Here is a 19,654-nt window from a genome sequence, read left to right on the forward strand (position 1 = left end):
ATCTTCCTATCATTGAGTTGGTGTCTCTTCATAGTCACATTTCGTACACTGAATTTGCACACCTTTTTTTAATTTTTTCTCTACTAATAATGCACTACATTTCGGACACGGTCTACTAATTGGCTTGTCCCATGAAACAAATTCGCACTCTGGATATTGATTACATCCATAAAATAAGCGCTTTGTTTTACTTTTGCGTTCCACAATTTCGCCAGTTTCGCAAGAAGGACATTTAACCCCAATTGGCTTCATAATAGCTTTTGTGTTACGGCAGTCTGGGAAGTTCGAGCAAGCCATAAATTTCCCATAGCGACCAAGCTTAAATACCATTGGTGAACCACACTTCTCGCAATCCTCACCAGCTGGTTCATCTTTAATGACTACTTTCTCCATTTCAGCATCTGCATGCTTTACATGAACCTCGAAGTCTTTATAAAAATCATCGATAACTTCAACCCACTTACGAATACCTTCTTCAACTTCATCGAGATCTTGTTCCATTTTTGCTGTAAATTCGATATTTATGATATCAGGGAAAAATTCCAGCATTTGTTGATGGACGATTTCACCAAGCTCTGTTGGCATAAATCTCTTTGTATCTAGCACAACATAGCCACGGCGTTGAATTGTATCAAGGGTCGGTGCATATGTCGATGGTCGCCCTATTCCTAGCTCTTCCATTGTTTTCACAAGACGAGCCTCTGAGTAACGTGGTGGTGGTTGTGTAAAATGTTGCTTCGGCTCGATTTCAAGTGATTTCACCTGATCGCCAATTTCCATTTCAGGTAGAAGTTTCGTCGTTTCTTCTGTTTGATCATCTGTACCTTCTATATATAGTTTCATAAATCCAGCAAATTTGACTTGTGAGCCATTTGCTCGGAATAAAACATCACCATGTTGAAGGTCTACAGCAACTGTATCTAATACAGCAGGCGCCATTTGGCTTGCAATAAAGCGCTCCCAAATCAAACGATATAAACGTAGTTGATCACGACTAAGTACTGTTTTTAACTCATCTGGTGTTCTCATCGTACTTGTCGGACGAATTGCTTCATGGGCATCTTGTGCATTCGATGCCTTTTTAACCTGCTTCGTTTCTGTCGAGATATATTCTTTTCCGTACTTCGTCTCAATATAAGAAACCGCTTCTGTCTTTGCAGTTTCAGATATACGTGTTGAATCTGTACGCATATACGTGATTAAACCGACTGTACCTTCTTTTTTACCAATATCAATACCTTCATATAATTGCTGTGCAAGCATCATCGTTTTCTTCGCACGGAAATTTAGCTTCCGCGCTGCTTCCTGTTGTAAAGAAGATGTAGTAAAAGCAGGTGCGGCATTTCGTTTACGTTCTTTTTTCGTCACATTTACGACTTCAAATGCTGTACCTTTAACATTTTTTAAAATGGACTTTACTTGCTCTTCATTTGATAATTTTATTTTATCTTTGCCGTTACCATAGTACAGTGCATCAAATGTCTTTTTACCTTTTTCAAAGGAGCCTTCAATCGTCCAATACTCTTCCGGTTGGAAGTTCTTTATTTCGTTTTCACGATCGATGATCATACGTAGTGCTACGGATTGCACACGCCCTGCTGATAAGCCCTTTTTAACTTTTTTCCAAAGAATTGGGCTTATATTATAGCCTACAAGTCGATCAAGCATACGACGTGTTTGCTGTGCATCCACTAAGTCCATATTTATGGCACGAGGATTTTTAAAAGAATCTAAAATTGCATCCTTTGTAATTTCATTGAAAACAACTCGACAGTCTGAGTTAATATCAATATTTAATGCAGTCGCAAGGTGCCAAGCAATTGCTTCTCCCTCGCGGTCTGGATCGGCCGCTAGATAGACTTTCTTCACTTTTTTAGCCGCAGACTTAAGTTCCTGTAAAACAGGCCCTTTACCACGAATTGTAATATATTTAGGTTCGTAATTATTTTCAGTATCAACGCCCATCTGGCTACGTGGTAAGTCACGCACATGCCCGACCGATGCTTTTACTTTGTATTTTTTTCCTAAATAACGTTCAATTGTTTTTGCTTTTGCTGGTGATTCTACAATCACTAAATAATCCGCCATCTATGTCTCCCCCTTAGCGAGGTCTATTGCTAATTTTTTAAGTTACCTGTTGCAAAATGTATAACAGATTTTAAGATAATGCAACTTTTTTTCAATTTTTGCTAGAAAAGAGCGAAAGTGTTTCAACGATTTGGTGACCATCGCATACGGGAATTGCTCCTTCTAATAGTAATTTATTCGTCCCTTTTGATTGCTCTGCATTAATCGGTCCTGGTACAACAAATACATCTTTTCCTTGCTCTAATGCACATTCTGTAGTAATTAACGTCCCGCTCTTTAGTGCCGCTTCCGTTACAACTAATGCTTGAGACAAACCACTTATTAATCGGTTACGCATAGGAAATTGCCATTTTGCCGGTTTAATATAAGGTGGGTACTCTGTAATAAGTAAATGGTTCTCAGCCATTTTACAAGCGAGCGCTCGGTTTTCTTTTGGGTATAGAAAATTAAAACCATGTCCAAGCACTGCGATTGTGCTGCCTCCAAACTTAATTGTTGCCTCATGCGCCATTGTATCTGCACCTCGCGCAAGCCCACTCACGACCGTGTATTCGTGTTCAATGAGCGGTGGGACGATTAAGTCTATTGCAACTCTAGTATATGCTGTAGCCTTTCTAGAGCCTATTATAGCTATCCGTTTATCTCTTTCCAGCAGGTCGCGCTGACCTTTCACATACAATACAGTAGGTGGACTAGGTATTTCAAATAATTGCGCCGGGAAATATGGGTGATTAAAAGGTATGGGGAAAATATTTGCTTGTGCGTAAACCTCTTGAACTGGCAAGTTCATAACGCGCTGGAAATTTTGAGAAATTCGCATAGCCTTTTGCCTCGTTATTTGCAGTGAGCTTGCAATCTCGTTAGGGTGTGCTTCTTCAAAATAACTTAATACATCCACCGGGGACAATAACTGTTGAAGTTTTTGGAGTGGTAATGGATATACATAATGCATAGCTAGCAGTCTCTGAGTATCTACTGAGAAAATCATTTAAAAACCTCCTTTATAATAGAAGAAATTAAATGACCGCAATTTTCATTTCATCACAAAAAAGTAGAAAACGATGTGTGTATACACTCATATGCACACTAGAGAGTACGCCCTGTCTTGCCGCTTCACCTACTCGACTTTTATCATCGAGTTTCTAGTGTTGAACATTCCTATAGGGAAGGAATAGTACAAACACTACCATTTAGACAGAGAAAAAGAGAAAAGATGTAGCCGCAATGTGCTACATCTTCCATTTTAATGGGTTTTACATTTTTCGTATAGCCCTTTTTCTTTAATTACTTTAATTAGTGTTTCACCGATAACAGATGGTGTTTCAGCTACTTCAATACCCGCTTCGTTCATAGCCTTAATTTTTTCAGCAGCTGTTCCTTTACCACCAGAAATAATGGCACCTGCGTGTCCCATACGTTTTCCTGGAGGTGCAGTTTGTCCACCGATAAAGCCAACGACTGGTTTTGTCATATTTGCTTTAATCCATTCTGCTGCTTCTTCTTCAGCAGTACCGCCAATTTCCCCAATCATTACAACTGCATATGTGTCAGGGTCATTGTTGAATGCTTCAAGTGCGTCGATAAAGTTAGTCCCATTTACAGGGTCTCCTCCGATACCTACAGCAGTTGTTTGACCGATACCAGCTTGTGTCAATTGGTGAACTGCTTCATACGTTAATGTTCCAGAACGAGAAACAACCCCAACATGTCCTTTTGTATGAATATAGCCAGGCATAATACCAATCTTACATTCATCTGCTGTAATAACGCCTGGACAGTTCGGACCAACTAGGCGTGTTTTTTTGCCTTCCATAAAGCGTTTAACCTTTACCATATCAAGGACAGGAATATGCTCTGTAATACAAATTGTTAATTCTAGTTCAGCATCAACAGCTTCTAATATTGCATCTGCTGCAAAAGGTGCAGGTACATAAATAACTGATGTCGTCGCACCTGTTGCTGCTACTGCTTCAGCTACAGTATTGAATACAGGTACGCCTTCAATTTCAAGACCTCCCTTTCCAGGTGTTACGCCTGCTACGATTTTTGTACCATAATCAAGCATTTGCTTCGTATGAAATAGCGCTGTTTCGCCTGTAATCCCTTGTACAATTACCTTTGTATCTTTATTAATAAATACAGCCATTGTTCTCCCTGCCTTCCTTAGCCCACTAGTTCCACAATTTTTTGTGCACCGTCAGCCATTGAATCTGCTGCTACGATGTTTAAACCAGATGCATTTAAAATTTCTTTACCAAGCTCTACGTTCGTACCTTCTAAGCGTACTACTAACGGTACAGATAAACCGATTTCTTTGGCTGCAGTTACTACACCATCAGCGATAATGTTACATTTCATAATTCCACCAAAAATATTAACGAAAATACCTTTTACATGTGGATCTGAAAGGATAATTTTGAATGCTTCTGTTACTTTTTCAGCTGTTGCGCCGCCCCCAACATCAAGGAAGTTAGCGGGACTGCCGCCGTAGTAACTAATTGTATCCATCGTTGCCATCGCTAGACCTGCACCATTTACCATACAGCCAATGTTGCCATCTAGAGAAATATAGCTAAGGTCATATTTTGACGCTTCGATTTCTTTTGGATCTTCTTCATCAAAATCGCGTAATTCGACAATATCTTTATGACGATACAATGCATTTGCATCAAAATTGAATTTAGCATCTAGTGCTACAACGTCCCCTTGTCCAGTAACAACAAGTGGATTAATTTCTACGATAGAAGCATCTTTGTCGATAAATGCTTGATATAAACCTAACATTAATTTAACAGCTTTACCTACTAGGTTTGCTGGAATATTCATATTAAACGCCATACGACGTGCTTGGAAGCTTGTAAGTCCGATTACTGGATCAACAACTTCTTTGAAGATTTTTTCAGGATTTGTTTCTGCTACTTCCTCAATATCCATGCCGCCTTCTTCTGATCCCATTACAGTTACACGAGATGTAGCGCGGTCTAATACTAAACTTAAATAATACTCTTTTTGAATATCGGAGCCCTCTTCAATATACAAGCGCTTTACTTCTTTTCCTTCTGGACCTGTTTGATGAGTTACTAAAATTTTACCTAATAACTCTTTTGCGTACGTACGCACCTCATCAAGGTTTTTTGCGATTTTGACACCACCAGCTTTACCGCGTCCACCTGCATGAATTTGCGCCTTGACTACAGTAACATTTGAGCCAAGTTCCTTCGCTACCTTCACTGCTTCATCAGGGGAAAAAGCAACTTTTCCATTAGGTACTGCAACACCATATTTTCTCAGAATTTCTTTCCCTTGATATTCATGGATATTCATAATACATCCTCCCATCAAACATTTGCATAAAATTGTTTTACTAACATAATCTATTCTAACGAAACATTCTGATAAAGTCTACACTTTGTCTTTCGTTCAAAAATTCTCTAAAATTATGACGTTTTCTTCTACTTTGTGTACTAAAACAGAGAATTCTAAAAATCAGAATACTTTATTTTTTCTATATTTTTGCTATGTTCTTGGTCTAAATGATATATAAATGCAAATACTTCTGCCACAGCTTGATATAATTCTTCAGGAATTGACTCATTTAAATCTAATTGTCCAAGCAATTGGACAAGGTTCGGATCCTCATAAATAGGCACATTATGCTCATTTGCACGTGCCAATATGTTTTCTGCCACCTTCCCTTTACCTTTTGCGACGACAGAGGGGCTATCAAATTGTCCTAGCTTATAAGTAAGGGCAATTGCTTCTTTACGCGTCTTTTTTTCTTCACTCATATACGGAAATCCACCCCACTATTTTCCTCCTGCTGTTGTACTACAGGGGGTGTTTTTTCTAGTTGTGCTTTTTCAAATTGTTTAATAAAGACTCCCGAAAGCTGATAATTTTTTTTTGCTAGACCTATTTTTAATGCTTCCTTTAGTGAATCTGCCAGTGGAATAATATTGGATTGCTCATTAAATACAGTGACAGTTACGACACGATTTTGAACTTGCATATCAATAACGGTTTCCTTCATTGATTCCATCTGTAAATAAAATAATATCCGCGCATAGTTAGCATCAATTTTTCCATCATCCTTCATACGACCATTCCACTGTAGTGTCGCGTCCATTTTCTTACCGAAAAACTCGAGTGGTACTTGCATCACAAGTTGGTGTTGATGACCATTTTCTCCTGACACGAGTTGCATGCCATTCATACGTGTCATTAACATTTCAGCCGCTTCCTTTAGCTGAGGTGTAATCTGCGCTTCTTGAAGCAACGTATGGAGCTGGGGCTTTAATTGGTGTGCAATCGTTTGTAAATCGGCTGATTTACTACTAAGGGTGGCCTCATAGCTAATACCTAGACTTTTTAATACCGTTTTAAGCGCATGTTCCATTGCCTTACTATCCATTGAATTTCGTACATGTGCATCAGCTTCTGTCAGCATTCGCTGAATCCCTGGCTGTGGTGCTTCAATACTCGTCTTCATAAGATTTCGCATTAGCGCTTCATTTTGTGCTGGCAAAGTTGTTTGTTGCTTAAACAACGATAATAAATGTTCTTTTACAGAAAGCCCATTAGCATCTTGCGTAAATAATCGATCAGGTGTATTTTGTGCAAAAGCCTTGATTAGTTGCTCCTGCATTTGCTTTGCAAAAATCTCTAACGTTTGTTTATTAGTTGGTAATTGGTTAAATCTATCAATCATTTGGTTAAGTTGTAGCTTTTGTTCATTCGTCAATAAACTTTGACTTGCTGCCCAAGATTTTAGCTGGTCAATAAGCTGAGCTTTATTTTCTGGTTTTGCCGCTAAAATAGTCTGGATTACTTGGCCAGCCTGCTGAAGTTGACCTTGTTGCACAGACTTTGCATCATTTAAAGACGTCCAATTTTGTAAAGTTGCCTGTTGCGGCAAAATGCCTGCTTCCTTTAACAAATTTAAAGCTTGTAGTCGCTCGCTCACAGATGTAGCATTATTCGTTAAAAGTTGAATAGATTTTGCGAGCACTAATGCCCCCGTTTCTGCTTCGAATGGCTTTGCAATTGCTGTTACTTGTTGCATTAAATTTTGCTTCATATTTTCTTGCAGTACGGTATCCTTTGCTAATAGCTGTGTAAAGGTATCCATTATAGCCGTCATACCGGATGTTTTTTGCCCACTAACAAGCGCTTGGAATACATCTTGAAGCATCGGCATTTTCAGTTCGACCATTTTTTGTAGGGCTTGCAAGGCATCCATTTTTGTCACACCTTCGGGTAATGCCTTCATCCACATCTCCGCCTGGAGAAGCTGCTCCTTAGAAATCGGTATCTGTGCCTTTATAAAATGCGCTAACACCTGCTGCATTTCCGTCGATTTTGGCAAATTCATCGAATCTAATAGCTGATTTATTTGCTGGCTCGAGGAAACCCCTTGTCCCATTGGTCCTGTAACTACCTTTAACTCAGTTTGCGGACTTGTACCTGTTACTTGAAAGAAATGTGCATCCCCTGCTTTAAGCGGTACTTCAAGTTTAGCAATGAGTTTTTGATTACCAACCTGAATTTCTGCCGTTTGATCTGGATATAGTTGTTTAATCGTGCCATGAAATACTTGTCCTTGCTTTAATGCAAGCGGTTGATTGGCTTGCATTTGGGCAGTTGGTTGTGTTTGTATCGGATTAAACGATGTAGCTGTCATCTAAATACTCCTTTCTTACATGGATTTTATAGGTTCAAATGACTTTCGATGATGTATTGTAGGTCCAAATGTTTCAAGTGCCTCTAAATGTTGTTTCGTACCGTAGCCAGCATGCTGCGCAAAGCCATACATAGGGAAATCTTTATCCAATTGTTCCATATAATCATCCCTAGCAGTTTTTGCTAAAATAGAAGCCGCTGCAATCGCTAAGCTTTTAGCATCTCCCTTAATAATAGATTCCTGAGGAATAGCTATTGGTAGTGTCATTGCATCAACTAATACGAAATCAGGCTTAATAGACAATGATTCCACACTTGTTTTCATCGATTGCTTTGTCGCTTCGTAAATGTTCAATTCATCAATATTTTTTTCTGATTGAAAATGAATAAAATAACTTATAGCATGCTCTTTTACCAACGTTGCAAAGGCGTTACGCTTTTCCTTTGTTAATTGCTTCGAATCATTTAATCCAACAAGAGCTTCACAGTTTTTTGGCAAAATAACAGCCGCCGTTACAACTGGTCCAGCTAACGGGCCACGTCCAGCTTCATCAACCCCTGCAATTAATGCGTCTTTTCCACCATAGAGATGATCGAAGTCAATTTTTGCTTGATGTTCATCAATTAGTTGTTGTTTTCTGTCCTGGCGTTTATTCCAACTGAGCCATGCTTTCTGCACACCTGCACGTTCATCGACTGCAACTGCTGTCATCCATTCTTGCCAATCCTCAGCCACTTTTAATGCTGCTGTAATTTCTTTAATCGTTTTCATCATTTTACTCCCTTTTTCTCACTCTATATCATTTATCGGCAACAACTACTATTCCTAAAAGAAAAACTGCCATGCTCACGTTTTATTGCGTGAGCATGGCAGTTTTTTCGCACATTATTGCTGTGTAGCTTCTTTTTCAAGCTGTTCATCAACAAAGTCAAATGTAAGCTTTCCTAAAAGTAACCCACGAATATCTCGAACGATAAGCTGTGCTACTTGATCATAATCGATTTCTCCGCCTGCGCCAAAAACACGACGAAGCTTGCCAATATGGTCAAAAGTTTCTACTAAATCCTCATGCATAAATTTGAAACCATACCGTTCCTCCATGCGAGTTGGATAATGCGTCGATAAAAATCGCAACCCGTAAACAGCTAAATCTTCCATATTTGTAATGGTATCTTTAATAGCGCCTGTTAATGCCAGCTTATAGCCTACTTCTTGATCTTCAAACTTTGGCCATAAAATTCCTGGTGTATCAAGCAATTCAAGCTCCTTGCCGACCTTGATCCACTGTTGAGCCTTCGTCACACCTGGCATATTGCCTGTTTTCGCAATATTTTTCTTTGCTAATCGATTAATAAGTGTTGATTTCCCAACGTTCGGAATACCAACTATCATTGCACGAATTGCTCTTGGCTTCATTCCGCGAGACTTCATTCGATCAAATTTTTCTTTTAAAATTTCCTGAGCTGCCTTTGTAACGAGTTGCAACCCTTTTCCTTCAAGAGAATTGATCGCCACCGCTTTATGACCATGCTGTGCAAAGTACTCTACCCATTTGCGTGTTTCATGTTCATCTGCCATATCTGATTTATTTAAAATGAGAAGACGTGGCTTTTGATTAATAACCTCATCAATCATTGGATTTCTAGAAGAAAGCGGCAAACGTGCATCAATTAATTCAAAAATAATATCTACTAGCTTTAATTTTTCCGTTACTTCACGGCGGGCCTTCGCCATATGCCCTGGAAACCATTGTATAGTCATTTCTATACCTCCTAAATAAGAAAAGCGCATTCGCCCAATTTACACGTAATAAACGTGCAGTGCAAATGCCTTAAAATCGAATAAGAAAACTTATGCTCTTAGACGTTAAGAAAAGGAGGGTTCGCCTCCCTTTCAAACATTACTTCACAATTTTAATATCGCTATACGGCCAGAAAATAAGGCTCGTATTACCTATGATTTCTTTTTGATCGACAATTCCAATATGACGGCTATCCTTACTATAACGACGATTATCCCCCATGACAAAAACATAGCCCTCTGGAATTACATCATTAAGTGATACATCAATGTCATTTAACGTAAAATCTTCCGTTAATGTACCCTCTGTAATTTTAGCTTTGTAGGCATCCAGATAAGGCTCGTCTATCGGTTCACCGTTAATGTATAGCTGATCGTCTTTATATTCTAACGTTTCACCTGGTAATCCAATTACACGTTTAATGTAGTTTTTTTGTTCTGGTGCATGGAACACAACAATATCAAAGCGCTTTGGTTCGCCAATTTTATAACCGATTTTATTAACAATCATTCGGTCGCCATCTTCAAGGGTTGGCATCATGGACTCACCATCAACTGCAATTGGTGTAAATAAAAAATAACGAATAACTGCTGCAATCGCAAATGCAATTAAAAGCGCCTTTGTCCATTCCCATAATTCATTCTTTTCTTTCACTTGTTTTTCCATTATGAATTGCCCCCTTGTCTATCCTCATCCTCATTTTAGATGATTATTATTTAAGATGACAAGCAAAAAGAAAAGGAGCTTGCAATACAAGCCCCTCACTTTTAAGTCATAATTATCGAATTTCTTTAATACGAGCAGCTTTACCACGTAGGTTACGTAGGTAGTAAAGTTTAGCACGACGTACTTTACCACGACGTACAACTTCTAAGTTAGCGATTTTTGGTGTGTGTACAGGGAATGTACGCTCAACACCAACACCGTAAGAAATTTTACGAACTGTGAAAGTTTCGCTAATACCGCCACCACGACGTTTGATAACTACACCTTCGTATACTTGGACACGTTCACGTGTACCCTCTACTACTTTCACGTGTACCTTAACAGTATCACCAGGACGGAAAGCAGGTAGATCAGTACGAAGCTGAGCTTTGGTAATTTCTGTAATAATGTTTGACATTGTTTTCTCTCCTTAGACAGATGCTCTTGCACGCAATCTATGCCACAGCGGAACACCGTAATTCAGCACTTCACATAGAAGCACAGAATAGATGTTATCACATATACTGCATGCAAGCAAGTATCTTTATAGTTCTTTTTTAAGTTTTTCTAAAAACAATTTTTGCTTGTCTGTTAATGGATATTGCTCGAGTAGATCTGGGCGACGCTCGAATGTTCTTTTTAACGATTGTTCTTCGCGCCATTGCTCGATTTTCGCATGATTGCCTGATAATAATACTTCTGGTACTTGCATGCCTCGAAATTCAGCAGGTCGCGTATAATGTGGGTGTTCTAGCAGACCCGTTGAAAAGGAATCTTGAATATGAGAATCTTCTTGTCCTAAAACACCAGGTAAAAGCCGTACTACACTATCAATCACCGTCATTGCGCCTAACTCTCCACCTGTTAACACAAAATCTCCAATTGAAATTTCATCGGTTACTAGGTGTTGACGAATGCGTTCATCATAGCCTTCATAGTGGCCACATAAAAACACTAATTCGCTTTCTTGCGCTAGCTCCTCAGCTTTTTTTTGGGTGAATCGTTCACCTTGTGGACACATTAAAATGATGCGTGGCTTTCTACCTGCTGTAATTGCCTCTACAGCGCTAAACATCGGTTCTGGCTTCAATACCATCCCTGCACCGCCACCATACGGATAATCATCTACTTGTTTATGCTTGTTACCTGAAAATGCACGAATATCGGAAACTTCTAGCTTTACAGCACCTTTTTCCTGCGCTTTTTTTAGTATTGATGCGCCAAACACGCCTGAGAACATATCAGGAAACAGGCTTAACACGTGAATATTCATCATAGCAAGCCTTCCATCACATGAATGACAATTTTCTTTTCTTCCACATCAATATTTTTTACGATGTCTTCAATATATGGAATGTAGTGTTCTTTTTTTGCACCTTTCACTACCCATACATCATTGGCACCTGTTTGCAGAATATCTTTCACTTCACCAATTGTTTCGCCTTCTTCAGATACAACTGTACAGCCAATAATTTCATGGAAGAAAAATTCATTTTCTTGTAATAAATCATCGGTCATTTGATCTTTCGTGATTTTCAGCATTCCTTCTTTGAACGGTTCGACAAGGTTGATATTATCCATGCCTTCAAATGTTAATAAAATAAAGTTTTTATGGCGGCGTACCGATTGAATTGTTACCCACGTTGGCTTTTTATCGTCTTTTTTAAACGCTGCAATCTTATTTCCCACCGCAAAGCGCTCTTCTTCAAAATCTGTAGTCGATAATATACGTACTTCACCACGGATACCGTGCGTGTTGACAATACGACCTACATTAAACCATTCCATCCATTTCACCTCTATAACGTTATATATCCGTACTATATAAAAAAAGGAAGGAACCAGCAAGCTCCCCCCTCTTCTATCCAGATTTTACGCTACACATTTACTGTCCCGTCGAATTCTAGCAACGTATGTTAGCATACTTGTTAGAATTCTTCAGTGCAAAATGGCGACAGGTTGCATAGTTGCTACATTGTTACCTTCTCGCGTGTAAACGAGCGTGAAAATCTTTTTATCAATCCAATATATCGACGTAAGTCTTTTTTTGATGGTGACTACCTGCCGCTGAATAAACAATTGTACGAATCGCTTTCGCCACTCGCCCTTGTTTGCCTATGACTTTCCCTCGATCCTCTGGATGAACAAAAAGTTTATAAACAATTCGATTTGCATTTTCGTCCGTCTCAATACGAACTTCTTCTGGATAATCGACTAACGGTAAAACGATTGCTTCAATCAGCTGCTTCAAAGACGTCTCCCCCGATTATTTACTGAATTTTTGGTTATGGAATTTTTCCATGATACCTTGTTCTGAGAACAAGTTACGTACTGTATCTGATGGTTTTGCACCGTCAGCTAACCATTTAAGAGCTTTCTCTTCATCAATGTTTACTGTAGCTGGTTGAGTTAGTGGGTTGTAAGTACCAACTGTTTCGATTGAACGACCGTCACGTGGTGAACGAGCGTCTGCAACTACGATACGATAGAAAGGAGATTTTTTAGCTCCCATACGTTTTAAGCGAATTTTAACTGCCATTTTAATAGCACCTCCGAATAAGTTTCACACAAGATAGTATATTATCAATGTTTATGTTGTTTGTAAAGTGTTTTTTCTTAACACCTATAAAATATTATTTAAACAATGAATCAAAGCCTGGTAATTTCATCTTTTTCTTGCCTTTACCTGTAGCCATACCTGTCATTTGTTTCATCATTTTTTTCATTTCGTCAAATTGTTTTAACAAACGATTTACCTCTTGAATAGACGTACCTGAACCTTTTGCAATACGTTTTTTACGGTTGCCGTTAATAATTTCAGGATTTGTCTTTTCAGCCTTTGTCATAGAGTAAATAATGGCTTCAACACGGCCCATTTGCTTATCATCCACTTTGACATTATCTAACCCTTTAATTTTGCCTGCGCCTGGTAGCATTTTCAATATTTCATCGAGAGGGCCCATTTTCTTCACTTGTTGTAATTGCTCAACAAAATCATCGAGTGTAAAGCTTTGCGTTTTGAACTTTTCTTCAAGTTCTTTCGCTTTTGCTTCATCGACGTTTGCCTGGGCCTTCTCAATTAGTGATAAAACGTCACCCATACCTAAAATACGAGATGCCATACGCTCTGGATGGAACGGTTCAAGCGCGTCCATTTTTTCACCCATACCGACAAATTTAATCGGCTTCTGTGTCACAGAACGGATAGATAATGCCGCACCACCACGTGTATCCCCATCAAGCTTAGTCAATACTACACCTGTAATGCCGACAGCCTCATTAAAGCTCTCCGCAACGTTTACAGCGTCCTGACCTGTCATAGCATCTACTACTAGGAATACTTCATCCGGCTCTTTAAGCGCACGAATATCCTTTAATTCTTGCATTAAATCCTCATCGATATGCAAGCGACCCGCAGTATCAATAATTACTACATCATGATGCTCTTCTTTTGCTAGTTCAATTGCCTGGCGAGCGATTTCAACCGGTGATACATCTGTGCCTAAAGCAAAAACAGGTAAAGATAACTGCTTTCCTAATGTTTGTAATTGCTGAACCGCAGCAGGGCGATAAACGTCAGCAGCAACTAATAATGGTTTACGATTATATTTTTTACGTAAAACATTTGCTAATTTCCCAGTAGTTGTTGTTTTACCCGCACCTTGCAAACCGACCATCATTATGACAGTTGGTGGCTTCGTATTAAATTTAATCGGGCTTTGTTCGCCGCCCATCAGCTCCGTTAATTCGTCTTGAACGATTTTAATTACTTGTTGACCTGGTGTTAAGCTTTGCATAACCTCTACACCAACAGCACGTTCACTTACCTTTTTAACGAATTCTTTGACTACTTTTAAGTTAACATCCGCCTCGATTAAAGCAAATCGGACTTCACGCATCATTTCTTTTACGTCTTGTTCCGATACTTTTCCTTTACCTTTAATCTTTTGGATCGTTCCTTGGAGTCGTTCCGCTAATCCTTCAAAAGCCACTGCTTTCGCCTCCTAATCCCATTCTTTCAACTGCTCAATAAGCGCCAACTGCTCCTCAACCGCCATACTTTTTTCCGTAATCCCAGCTGTAAGTCGCGCAAGCATTTGCGTGCGTTGTTGAAATTTTTCCAGTAAACATAGTTTTTCTTCATATTCTTCAAGCATCGCTTCAGTTCGACGAATATTATCATAAACAGCTTGACGTGAAATCCCATACGATTCAGCGATTTCTCCAAGTGAGTTATCGTCTAAATAATAGAGTTCCATATAACTTCTTTGCTTATCTGTTAATAATGCTTGATAAAAGTCGAAGAGAAAGTTCATGCGTGTTGTTTTTTCAAGTAGCATCGAGTTTCTCCCCCCGTTGTTTGTCATTTGTATCATAACGAAAAGCGCCCGTCTGTGTCAAGGTAATCTCCTTGTCTAAAAGCCTTCTATTAGCTGATTTAAGTAATCTTCCATCATTAGCTAGTATTTCTCTTTTAAACAACACATTTCACCTTTTTACACAGTCGAGCACTCATTCTATCCACTACAAAATCGCTATTGTTAATCTTCGCTATTTTGTAGCTCTTTATCTAAACCTTCTGCAAACAAGCCATATACATAACGTTCTGCATCAAATGGCTGTAAATCGTCCATCTTTTCACCAAGACCAACGAATTTTACAGGAATGTGCAATTTATTTCGAATGGCTAGCACAATACCACCCTTTGCAGTACCATCAAGTTTCGTCAAGACAATACCCGTTACGTTTGTTACTTCTTTAAACGTTTGAGCTTGCACAAGCGCATTTTGACCAGTAGTCGCATCTAGTGCTAACAATACCTCATGAGGTGCATTTGGTATTTCCCGCGAAATAACACGATGTACTTTTTCAAGCTCATTCATTAAGTTCACTTTGTTTTGTAAGCGACCCGCAGTATCACAAATCAATACGTCCGCTTTACGGTTTTTCGCGGCACGTATCGCATCATACATGACCGCTGCTGGATCCGAGCCTTCAGACTGCTTAATAACCTCACAACCTACACGGTCTCCCCAAACTTGTAATTGATCAATCGCACCTGCACGGAACGTATCCCCAGCTGCTAATACAACCGTTTTACCTTCTGATTTTAAACGACGTGCCAATTTGCCAATTGTTGTTGTTTTCCCAACACCGTTTACGCCAACAAATAAAATAACAGTTAGCTCACCATTAGGTTGCATGTTTAGGTCAATTAAATCTTCTTCACCTTGCTCATAAATTTCTACAAGTTTTTCAGAAATAATTGTTTGGATACCGTTAGTATCTTTAATATTTTTACGCTGAACCTCGTAGCGTAGTTTATCCATCAGCTCCATCACTGTTTCAAAGCCAACGTCTGCTTGTAATAATAAATCTTCTAGTTCTTCAAAGAAATCTTCGTCTACTTTGCGGTAACGTGCAACTAAATCATTGACCTTTGAAGTAAATGAATTTCGTGTTTTTTCAAGACCAGCTTTAAACTTTTGTGTAATGGACCAAGCAGAAGGTTTTTTTTCTGGTACCTCTTGCTCTACAACGGCCATTTCCAATACTTCTTCCGGTTTTTCTTCCTCCGCTATATCGGGAGTCTCTATAACAGTAATGTCCTCACTTGGTGATTCCTCTACCTTTTCTTCTACTTCTACTTTTACTTCTACGTTAGTTGTTTCAAGCAGGGCAGGTTCCGCTGTGTCTTCAAGCTGTAAATCGGCTGACTGCTCGTCACCTGTAGTCTCTACTTTTTCTTCTTCTGTTGGATTTCCAATCAACTTATCTTTTAAACGTTTAAAAAAACTCATGCTTGTTCGCTCCTTTGCTCCGCAAGTACGGGTTCATCTTCTAATTTTACTGATACAAGTTTTGATACACCTGATTCCTGCATCGTAATACCATACAGTACGTCAGCTCCCTCCATTGTACCTTTACGATGTGTAATGACAATAAATTGAGTATTGCGACTAAACTTCTTCAAGTATTCGCTGTATCGAACAACATTTGCCTCATCTAATGCTGCTTCTACTTCATCGAGAATACAGAACGGCACAGGTCTAATGTTTAAAATGGAGAATAGTAAAGCAATCGCAGTAAGTGCACGTTCTCCACCAGAAAGCAAACTTAAATTTTGCAGCTTTTTACCAGGTGGTTGTGCAACAATTTCAATGCCTGTTTCAAGCATATTGTCTGGGTCTAGTAATACTAAATCTGCTTGACCCCCACCAAATAATTCGCGGAATACATGTTTGAATTGCTCACGAATGGCAAAAAACGTCTCACTAAAGCGCAGTGTCATTTCTTCATCCATTTCTTTAATTGCTTCGTGTAAAGTATCTTGCGCTGCAAGTAAATCCTCACGCTGCTCTGTTAAAAAAGAATGACGCTCTTGGACACGCTCAAATTCATCAATTGCACTTAAATTCACAGGACCTAATTCTTCAATGGACTTTTTCAATAGCTTGACACGACGTCGCATATGATCTTCATCTTCAATTGATAAGGATACTTCCATTGCTTCTTCAAACGTTAGTTGATAGTTTTCTTCGAGCTGATTATTATAATTATTCATCTCAAATTCTACGCGGCTTCGCTTTAATTCATTCGCACGTATTGCTTCAATGAAGCCTTTATGTATACGTTGCAATTCCTTTAGCTGCTCTTCTAACGTTGTTAGCTCTAGTTGTTGGGCTGCTTTTTTATCTTTTTTCTGTGAAATTGTAACTTGTAACGTTTCTCTTCTAGCTTTCCAAGTAGTAACTTGCTCCTCTACTTCCTCATCACTTAACAGTTTTGTCGATTCATCGGATTGAAGCCATATTATTTCCTGAGAAATATTGTCGACTTTTTGTCGAGCTTTGTTTAATTGTAGAGCAAGTTCTGCCGTTGCAATTTGTACTTGTGACATTTGCTCCTGCATAACCGCTAATTGTGAACGTTTTTCAGCAGTCTGCTCACGAAGAACATCCTTTTCCGTTTCACTTTGTAATTTAACTTTACCTAGCTGCTCTACCGTTTCATTAATCGCTACTAATTCTATTGCTAGAGCTGCTAAACGCGTCGTTGCTGCTTCCTTTTGAGCAAGCAGTGCTTCTTCACGGGTCTTCACATCTTGCGTTTCATTGGAAGCATATGACACTCGTGCTGACAAGCTTTTTTCAACAACTTCTAATTCCCGAATACGACTTGCCTGTTGCATCTCTTCTTTACGTAGCTGATCGCCTTCTAGTTTTAATTGTTCCACTGCGTCACGCAATGAAGACAATGTTTCCTTTTCTGTTGCTACAGATTGTTCTGCACTATAAATGGTTGATTCTAGCGCTTCTAGTTTTGCAATTAGACCATCTAGCTCCGCTTTTCTCGTAAATAGTGAAGACTGTTGTTTGGCAGCACCACCCGTTAAAGAACCCCCAGCATTGACAATATCTCCTTCGAGCGTTACTACACGATAGCGGAAACCACATAAGCGTGCAATTTGGCTAGCACCTTCTAAATTCGCTGCCACGATTACATTGCCAAGCAAATTTTCTACAATGGAGCGATTATCTTCATCGAACGTCACAAGTGCATCTGCCATTTGCACGAATGCAGGATGCTCAGTAGCAAGCTGTATCGATGATAAATTAATTTTGCGTGATTTCATGACCGTTTTCGGTAAAAATGTCGCTCGACCTGCTCTTTTTTGTTTTAACCACTTGATTGCCTGTTGAGCATTCTGTTCATTCGACGTCACAATATGCTGTGATGCAGCACCTAAAGCTGTTTCAATCGCTTGTGAATACTTACCATTAACCTGAATTAATTCTGCAACAGCACCTTCAATGCCAAATAATTCACCTTTGTCACGGGCCAATAATACTTCCTTAACTCCGTGGAAGAAGCCTGAGAAGTCTGCTTCTAATTCTGCTAATGTGTCTTTTCTAGCTTTTAATTGTTGCTGATGCTGATAGGCCTTGTATAGCATTTCCTGTTTATCGTTAAAGGAACTATTCACTTTTTTAAACTGAATTTGCAATGCTTCATATTGCTCTTGCTTTTGTTGCAGTTCAGTCGTTATTGCCGTATGCGTGCCAACAAGCGATTCTTTCTCAGTCACAACTTCAATAAGCTCTTGCCCAATTTCATCTGTTTGGTCGGTCATTCGCGCAGCCATCGCTTTTTGTTGCGATAGTTGTTGATCGATATTTTTCAATTCATTTTTTACTGTTGCTTCTTCATTTAACGAATCGATATAACGGTTTTTATGCTCTTCAATTTCTTGTTCGATCTCTGTCACAGAACGATTTAATGATTGCTCTAACTGCTTAATAATTTGCTTTAAAGTTAAAACTTCTTGTTGCTTTTCAGTAAACAACTGTTTTTTCTCAAGCTCTTGTGCGGTTAAGTCCTCTACTTCATTTTTCGCTTCTTGTAAAGATGCATTTAACTGCTGTAATTGGTTCGTTGCATTTTGACGCTTTTCAGCCATTAAAGCTTTACGACCATCCCAACGCTCCATTTCCATTGTTGCATCAACAAGTTCCGATTGAGCAGCATCCAGTTCCACATCAAGCTCTTTTAAATGTTTACGAATTGCTGTAGATTGTGTTTCTAAAGCTTGAATATTAATAGCATGTTTTTGCTCTGTTTCAGATAGTTGCGTATACTCTTCTTTCAATGCATGCAAAGATTGTGCACAATTTTTTAAATCGTGCACAAGAATCGCAATATCAAAATCCTTAAGCTCCGTGGACATTTGCACATAATCTCTTGCGCTAGAAGCTTGTATTTGCAAAGGCTCCAAACGGCTATCTAACTCGTGCAGAATATCTAAAACACGGTATAAGTTTTCATCTGTTTCTACTAGTTTATGCTCAGCTTTTTTCTTTCGAAGCTTGTATTTTAATACACCAGCCGCCTCTTCAAATATCGAGCGGCGGTCGTCAGGGCGGCTATTTAAAATTTCATCGACACGGCCTTGTGAAATAATCGAAAAAGCCTCTTTCCCAAGTCCTGAGTCCATAAACAAGTCCGTAATATCCTTCAGGCGACACTGCTGGTTATTTAATAAATATTCACTATCACCTGAACGGTATACGCGTCTTGTTACGCTTACCTCTGTATACGAAAAAGCAAGCTGCTCATCAGTATTATCTAAAATTAATGTTACCTCTGCAAAGTTTAGTGGCTTTCGAGAGTCACTCCCAGCAAAAATAACATCTTCCATTTTTGCCCCACGCAACGACTTTGCCGATTGCTCCCCGAGTACCCAACGAATAGCATCAGTTACATTACTTTTTCCACTGCCATTAGGTCCAACAACAGCTGTAACTCCTGGTACAAAATCAATACCAATGCGCTCCGCAAAAGATTTAAAGCCAATCACTTCGAGTCGTTTTAGGAACATC

The 19,654-nt window shown here is 39.1% G+C and carries 18 protein-coding genes; all 18 read right to left on the reverse strand.

What is annotated here, in order from left to right:
- Window positions 1-9: 9 nt before the first annotated feature.
- On the reverse strand, window positions 10-2,088 hold the full coding sequence (topA, locus tag ACIP9C_RS07430) for a type I DNA topoisomerase (protein WP_401009483.1): 2,079 nt from the start codon (window positions 2,086-2,088) through the stop codon (window positions 10-12).
- A gap of 91 nt (window positions 2,089-2,179) precedes the next feature.
- Window positions 2,180-3,076 (reverse strand): DNA-processing protein DprA, encoded by an 897-nt coding sequence (gene dprA / locus ACIP9C_RS07435; protein WP_401009484.1) that lies wholly within the window; start codon window positions 3,074-3,076, stop codon window positions 2,180-2,182.
- A 255-nt stretch (window positions 3,077-3,331) separates the two neighbouring features.
- Window positions 3,332-4,234 carry a succinate--CoA ligase subunit alpha gene (gene sucD / locus ACIP9C_RS07440; protein ID WP_173477774.1) on the reverse strand — a complete coding sequence of 301 codons (903 nt, stop codon included), beginning with the start codon at window positions 4,232-4,234 and terminating at the stop codon, window positions 3,332-3,334.
- Window positions 4,235-4,251: 17 nt separating this feature from the next.
- Window positions 4,252-5,412: an ADP-forming succinate--CoA ligase subunit beta gene (gene sucC, locus ACIP9C_RS07445; protein ID WP_401009485.1), complete on the reverse strand. Its 1,161-nt coding sequence runs from the start codon at window positions 5,410-5,412 to the stop codon at window positions 4,252-4,254.
- Between the two features lie 155 nt (window positions 5,413-5,567).
- The gene (locus ACIP9C_RS07450) at window positions 5,568-5,876 is read right to left on the reverse strand and encodes an EscU/YscU/HrcU family type III secretion system export apparatus switch protein (RefSeq protein WP_340825865.1); all 309 of its coding nucleotides are present in this window, start codon (window positions 5,874-5,876) and stop codon (window positions 5,568-5,570) included.
- Complete coding sequence (locus tag ACIP9C_RS07455; RefSeq protein ID WP_401009486.1) at window positions 5,873-7,768, reverse strand: hypothetical protein; 1,896 nt, start codon at window positions 7,766-7,768, stop codon at window positions 5,873-5,875. Before ACIP9C_RS07455 ends, ACIP9C_RS07450 begins: the two co-directional genes overlap by 4 nt.
- Window positions 7,769-7,783: 15 nt before the next feature.
- Window positions 7,784-8,539 (reverse strand): ribonuclease HII, encoded by a 756-nt coding sequence (locus ACIP9C_RS07460; RefSeq protein WP_401009487.1) that lies wholly within the window; start codon window positions 8,537-8,539, stop codon window positions 7,784-7,786.
- Between the two features lie 114 nt (window positions 8,540-8,653).
- Window positions 8,654-9,529 (reverse strand): ribosome biogenesis GTPase YlqF, encoded by an 876-nt coding sequence (ylqF, locus tag ACIP9C_RS07465; RefSeq protein WP_401009488.1) that lies wholly within the window; start codon window positions 9,527-9,529, stop codon window positions 8,654-8,656.
- Window positions 9,530-9,668: 139 nt separating this feature from the next.
- Window positions 9,669-10,235 (reverse strand): signal peptidase I, encoded by a 567-nt coding sequence (gene lepB / locus ACIP9C_RS07470; RefSeq protein WP_173477780.1) that lies wholly within the window; start codon window positions 10,233-10,235, stop codon window positions 9,669-9,671.
- 112 nt (window positions 10,236-10,347) lie between these two features.
- Window positions 10,348-10,692: a 50S ribosomal protein L19 gene (gene rplS, locus ACIP9C_RS07475; protein ID WP_139860434.1), complete on the reverse strand. Its 345-nt coding sequence runs from the start codon at window positions 10,690-10,692 to the stop codon at window positions 10,348-10,350.
- 126 nt (window positions 10,693-10,818) lie between these two features.
- Window positions 10,819-11,547 (reverse strand): tRNA (guanosine(37)-N1)-methyltransferase TrmD, encoded by a 729-nt coding sequence (gene trmD, locus ACIP9C_RS07480; RefSeq protein ID WP_401009875.1) that lies wholly within the window; start codon window positions 11,545-11,547, stop codon window positions 10,819-10,821.
- Window positions 11,547-12,062, reverse strand: a complete 516-nt coding sequence (gene rimM, locus ACIP9C_RS07485) for a ribosome maturation factor RimM (RefSeq protein WP_401009489.1) — start codon at window positions 12,060-12,062, stop codon at window positions 11,547-11,549. Before rimM ends, trmD begins: the two co-directional genes overlap by 1 nt.
- A 229-nt stretch (window positions 12,063-12,291) precedes the next feature.
- A complete protein-coding gene (locus tag ACIP9C_RS07490; protein WP_004269410.1) occupies window positions 12,292-12,525 on the reverse strand; it encodes a KH domain-containing protein in 234 nt (77 codons plus the stop codon).
- A gap of 15 nt (window positions 12,526-12,540) precedes the next feature.
- Complete coding sequence (gene rpsP / locus ACIP9C_RS07495; protein ID WP_024362057.1) at window positions 12,541-12,813, reverse strand: 30S ribosomal protein S16; 273 nt, start codon at window positions 12,811-12,813, stop codon at window positions 12,541-12,543.
- A 94-nt stretch (window positions 12,814-12,907) separates the two neighbouring features.
- Window positions 12,908-14,266: a signal recognition particle protein gene (gene ffh, locus ACIP9C_RS07500; protein WP_401009490.1), complete on the reverse strand. Its 1,359-nt coding sequence runs from the start codon at window positions 14,264-14,266 to the stop codon at window positions 12,908-12,910.
- Between the two features lie 12 nt (window positions 14,267-14,278).
- Window positions 14,279-14,614 (reverse strand): putative DNA-binding protein, encoded by a 336-nt coding sequence (locus ACIP9C_RS07505; protein ID WP_401009491.1) that lies wholly within the window; start codon window positions 14,612-14,614, stop codon window positions 14,279-14,281.
- 201 nt (window positions 14,615-14,815) lie between these two features.
- Window positions 14,816-16,075 carry a signal recognition particle-docking protein FtsY gene (gene ftsY / locus ACIP9C_RS07510; protein ID WP_401009492.1) on the reverse strand — a complete coding sequence of 420 codons (1,260 nt, stop codon included), beginning with the start codon at window positions 16,073-16,075 and terminating at the stop codon, window positions 14,816-14,818.
- Window positions 16,072-19,653: a chromosome segregation protein SMC gene (gene smc, locus ACIP9C_RS07515; protein WP_401009493.1), complete on the reverse strand. Its 3,582-nt coding sequence runs from the start codon at window positions 19,651-19,653 to the stop codon at window positions 16,072-16,074. The genes ftsY and smc overlap by 4 nt, the downstream gene beginning before the upstream one ends.
- Window position 19,654 lies beyond the last annotated feature (1 nt).

The organism is Lysinibacillus sp. NPDC093210 (genome assembly GCF_044753985.1).
GTDB lineage: Bacteria > Bacillota > Bacilli > Bacillales_A > Planococcaceae > Lysinibacillus.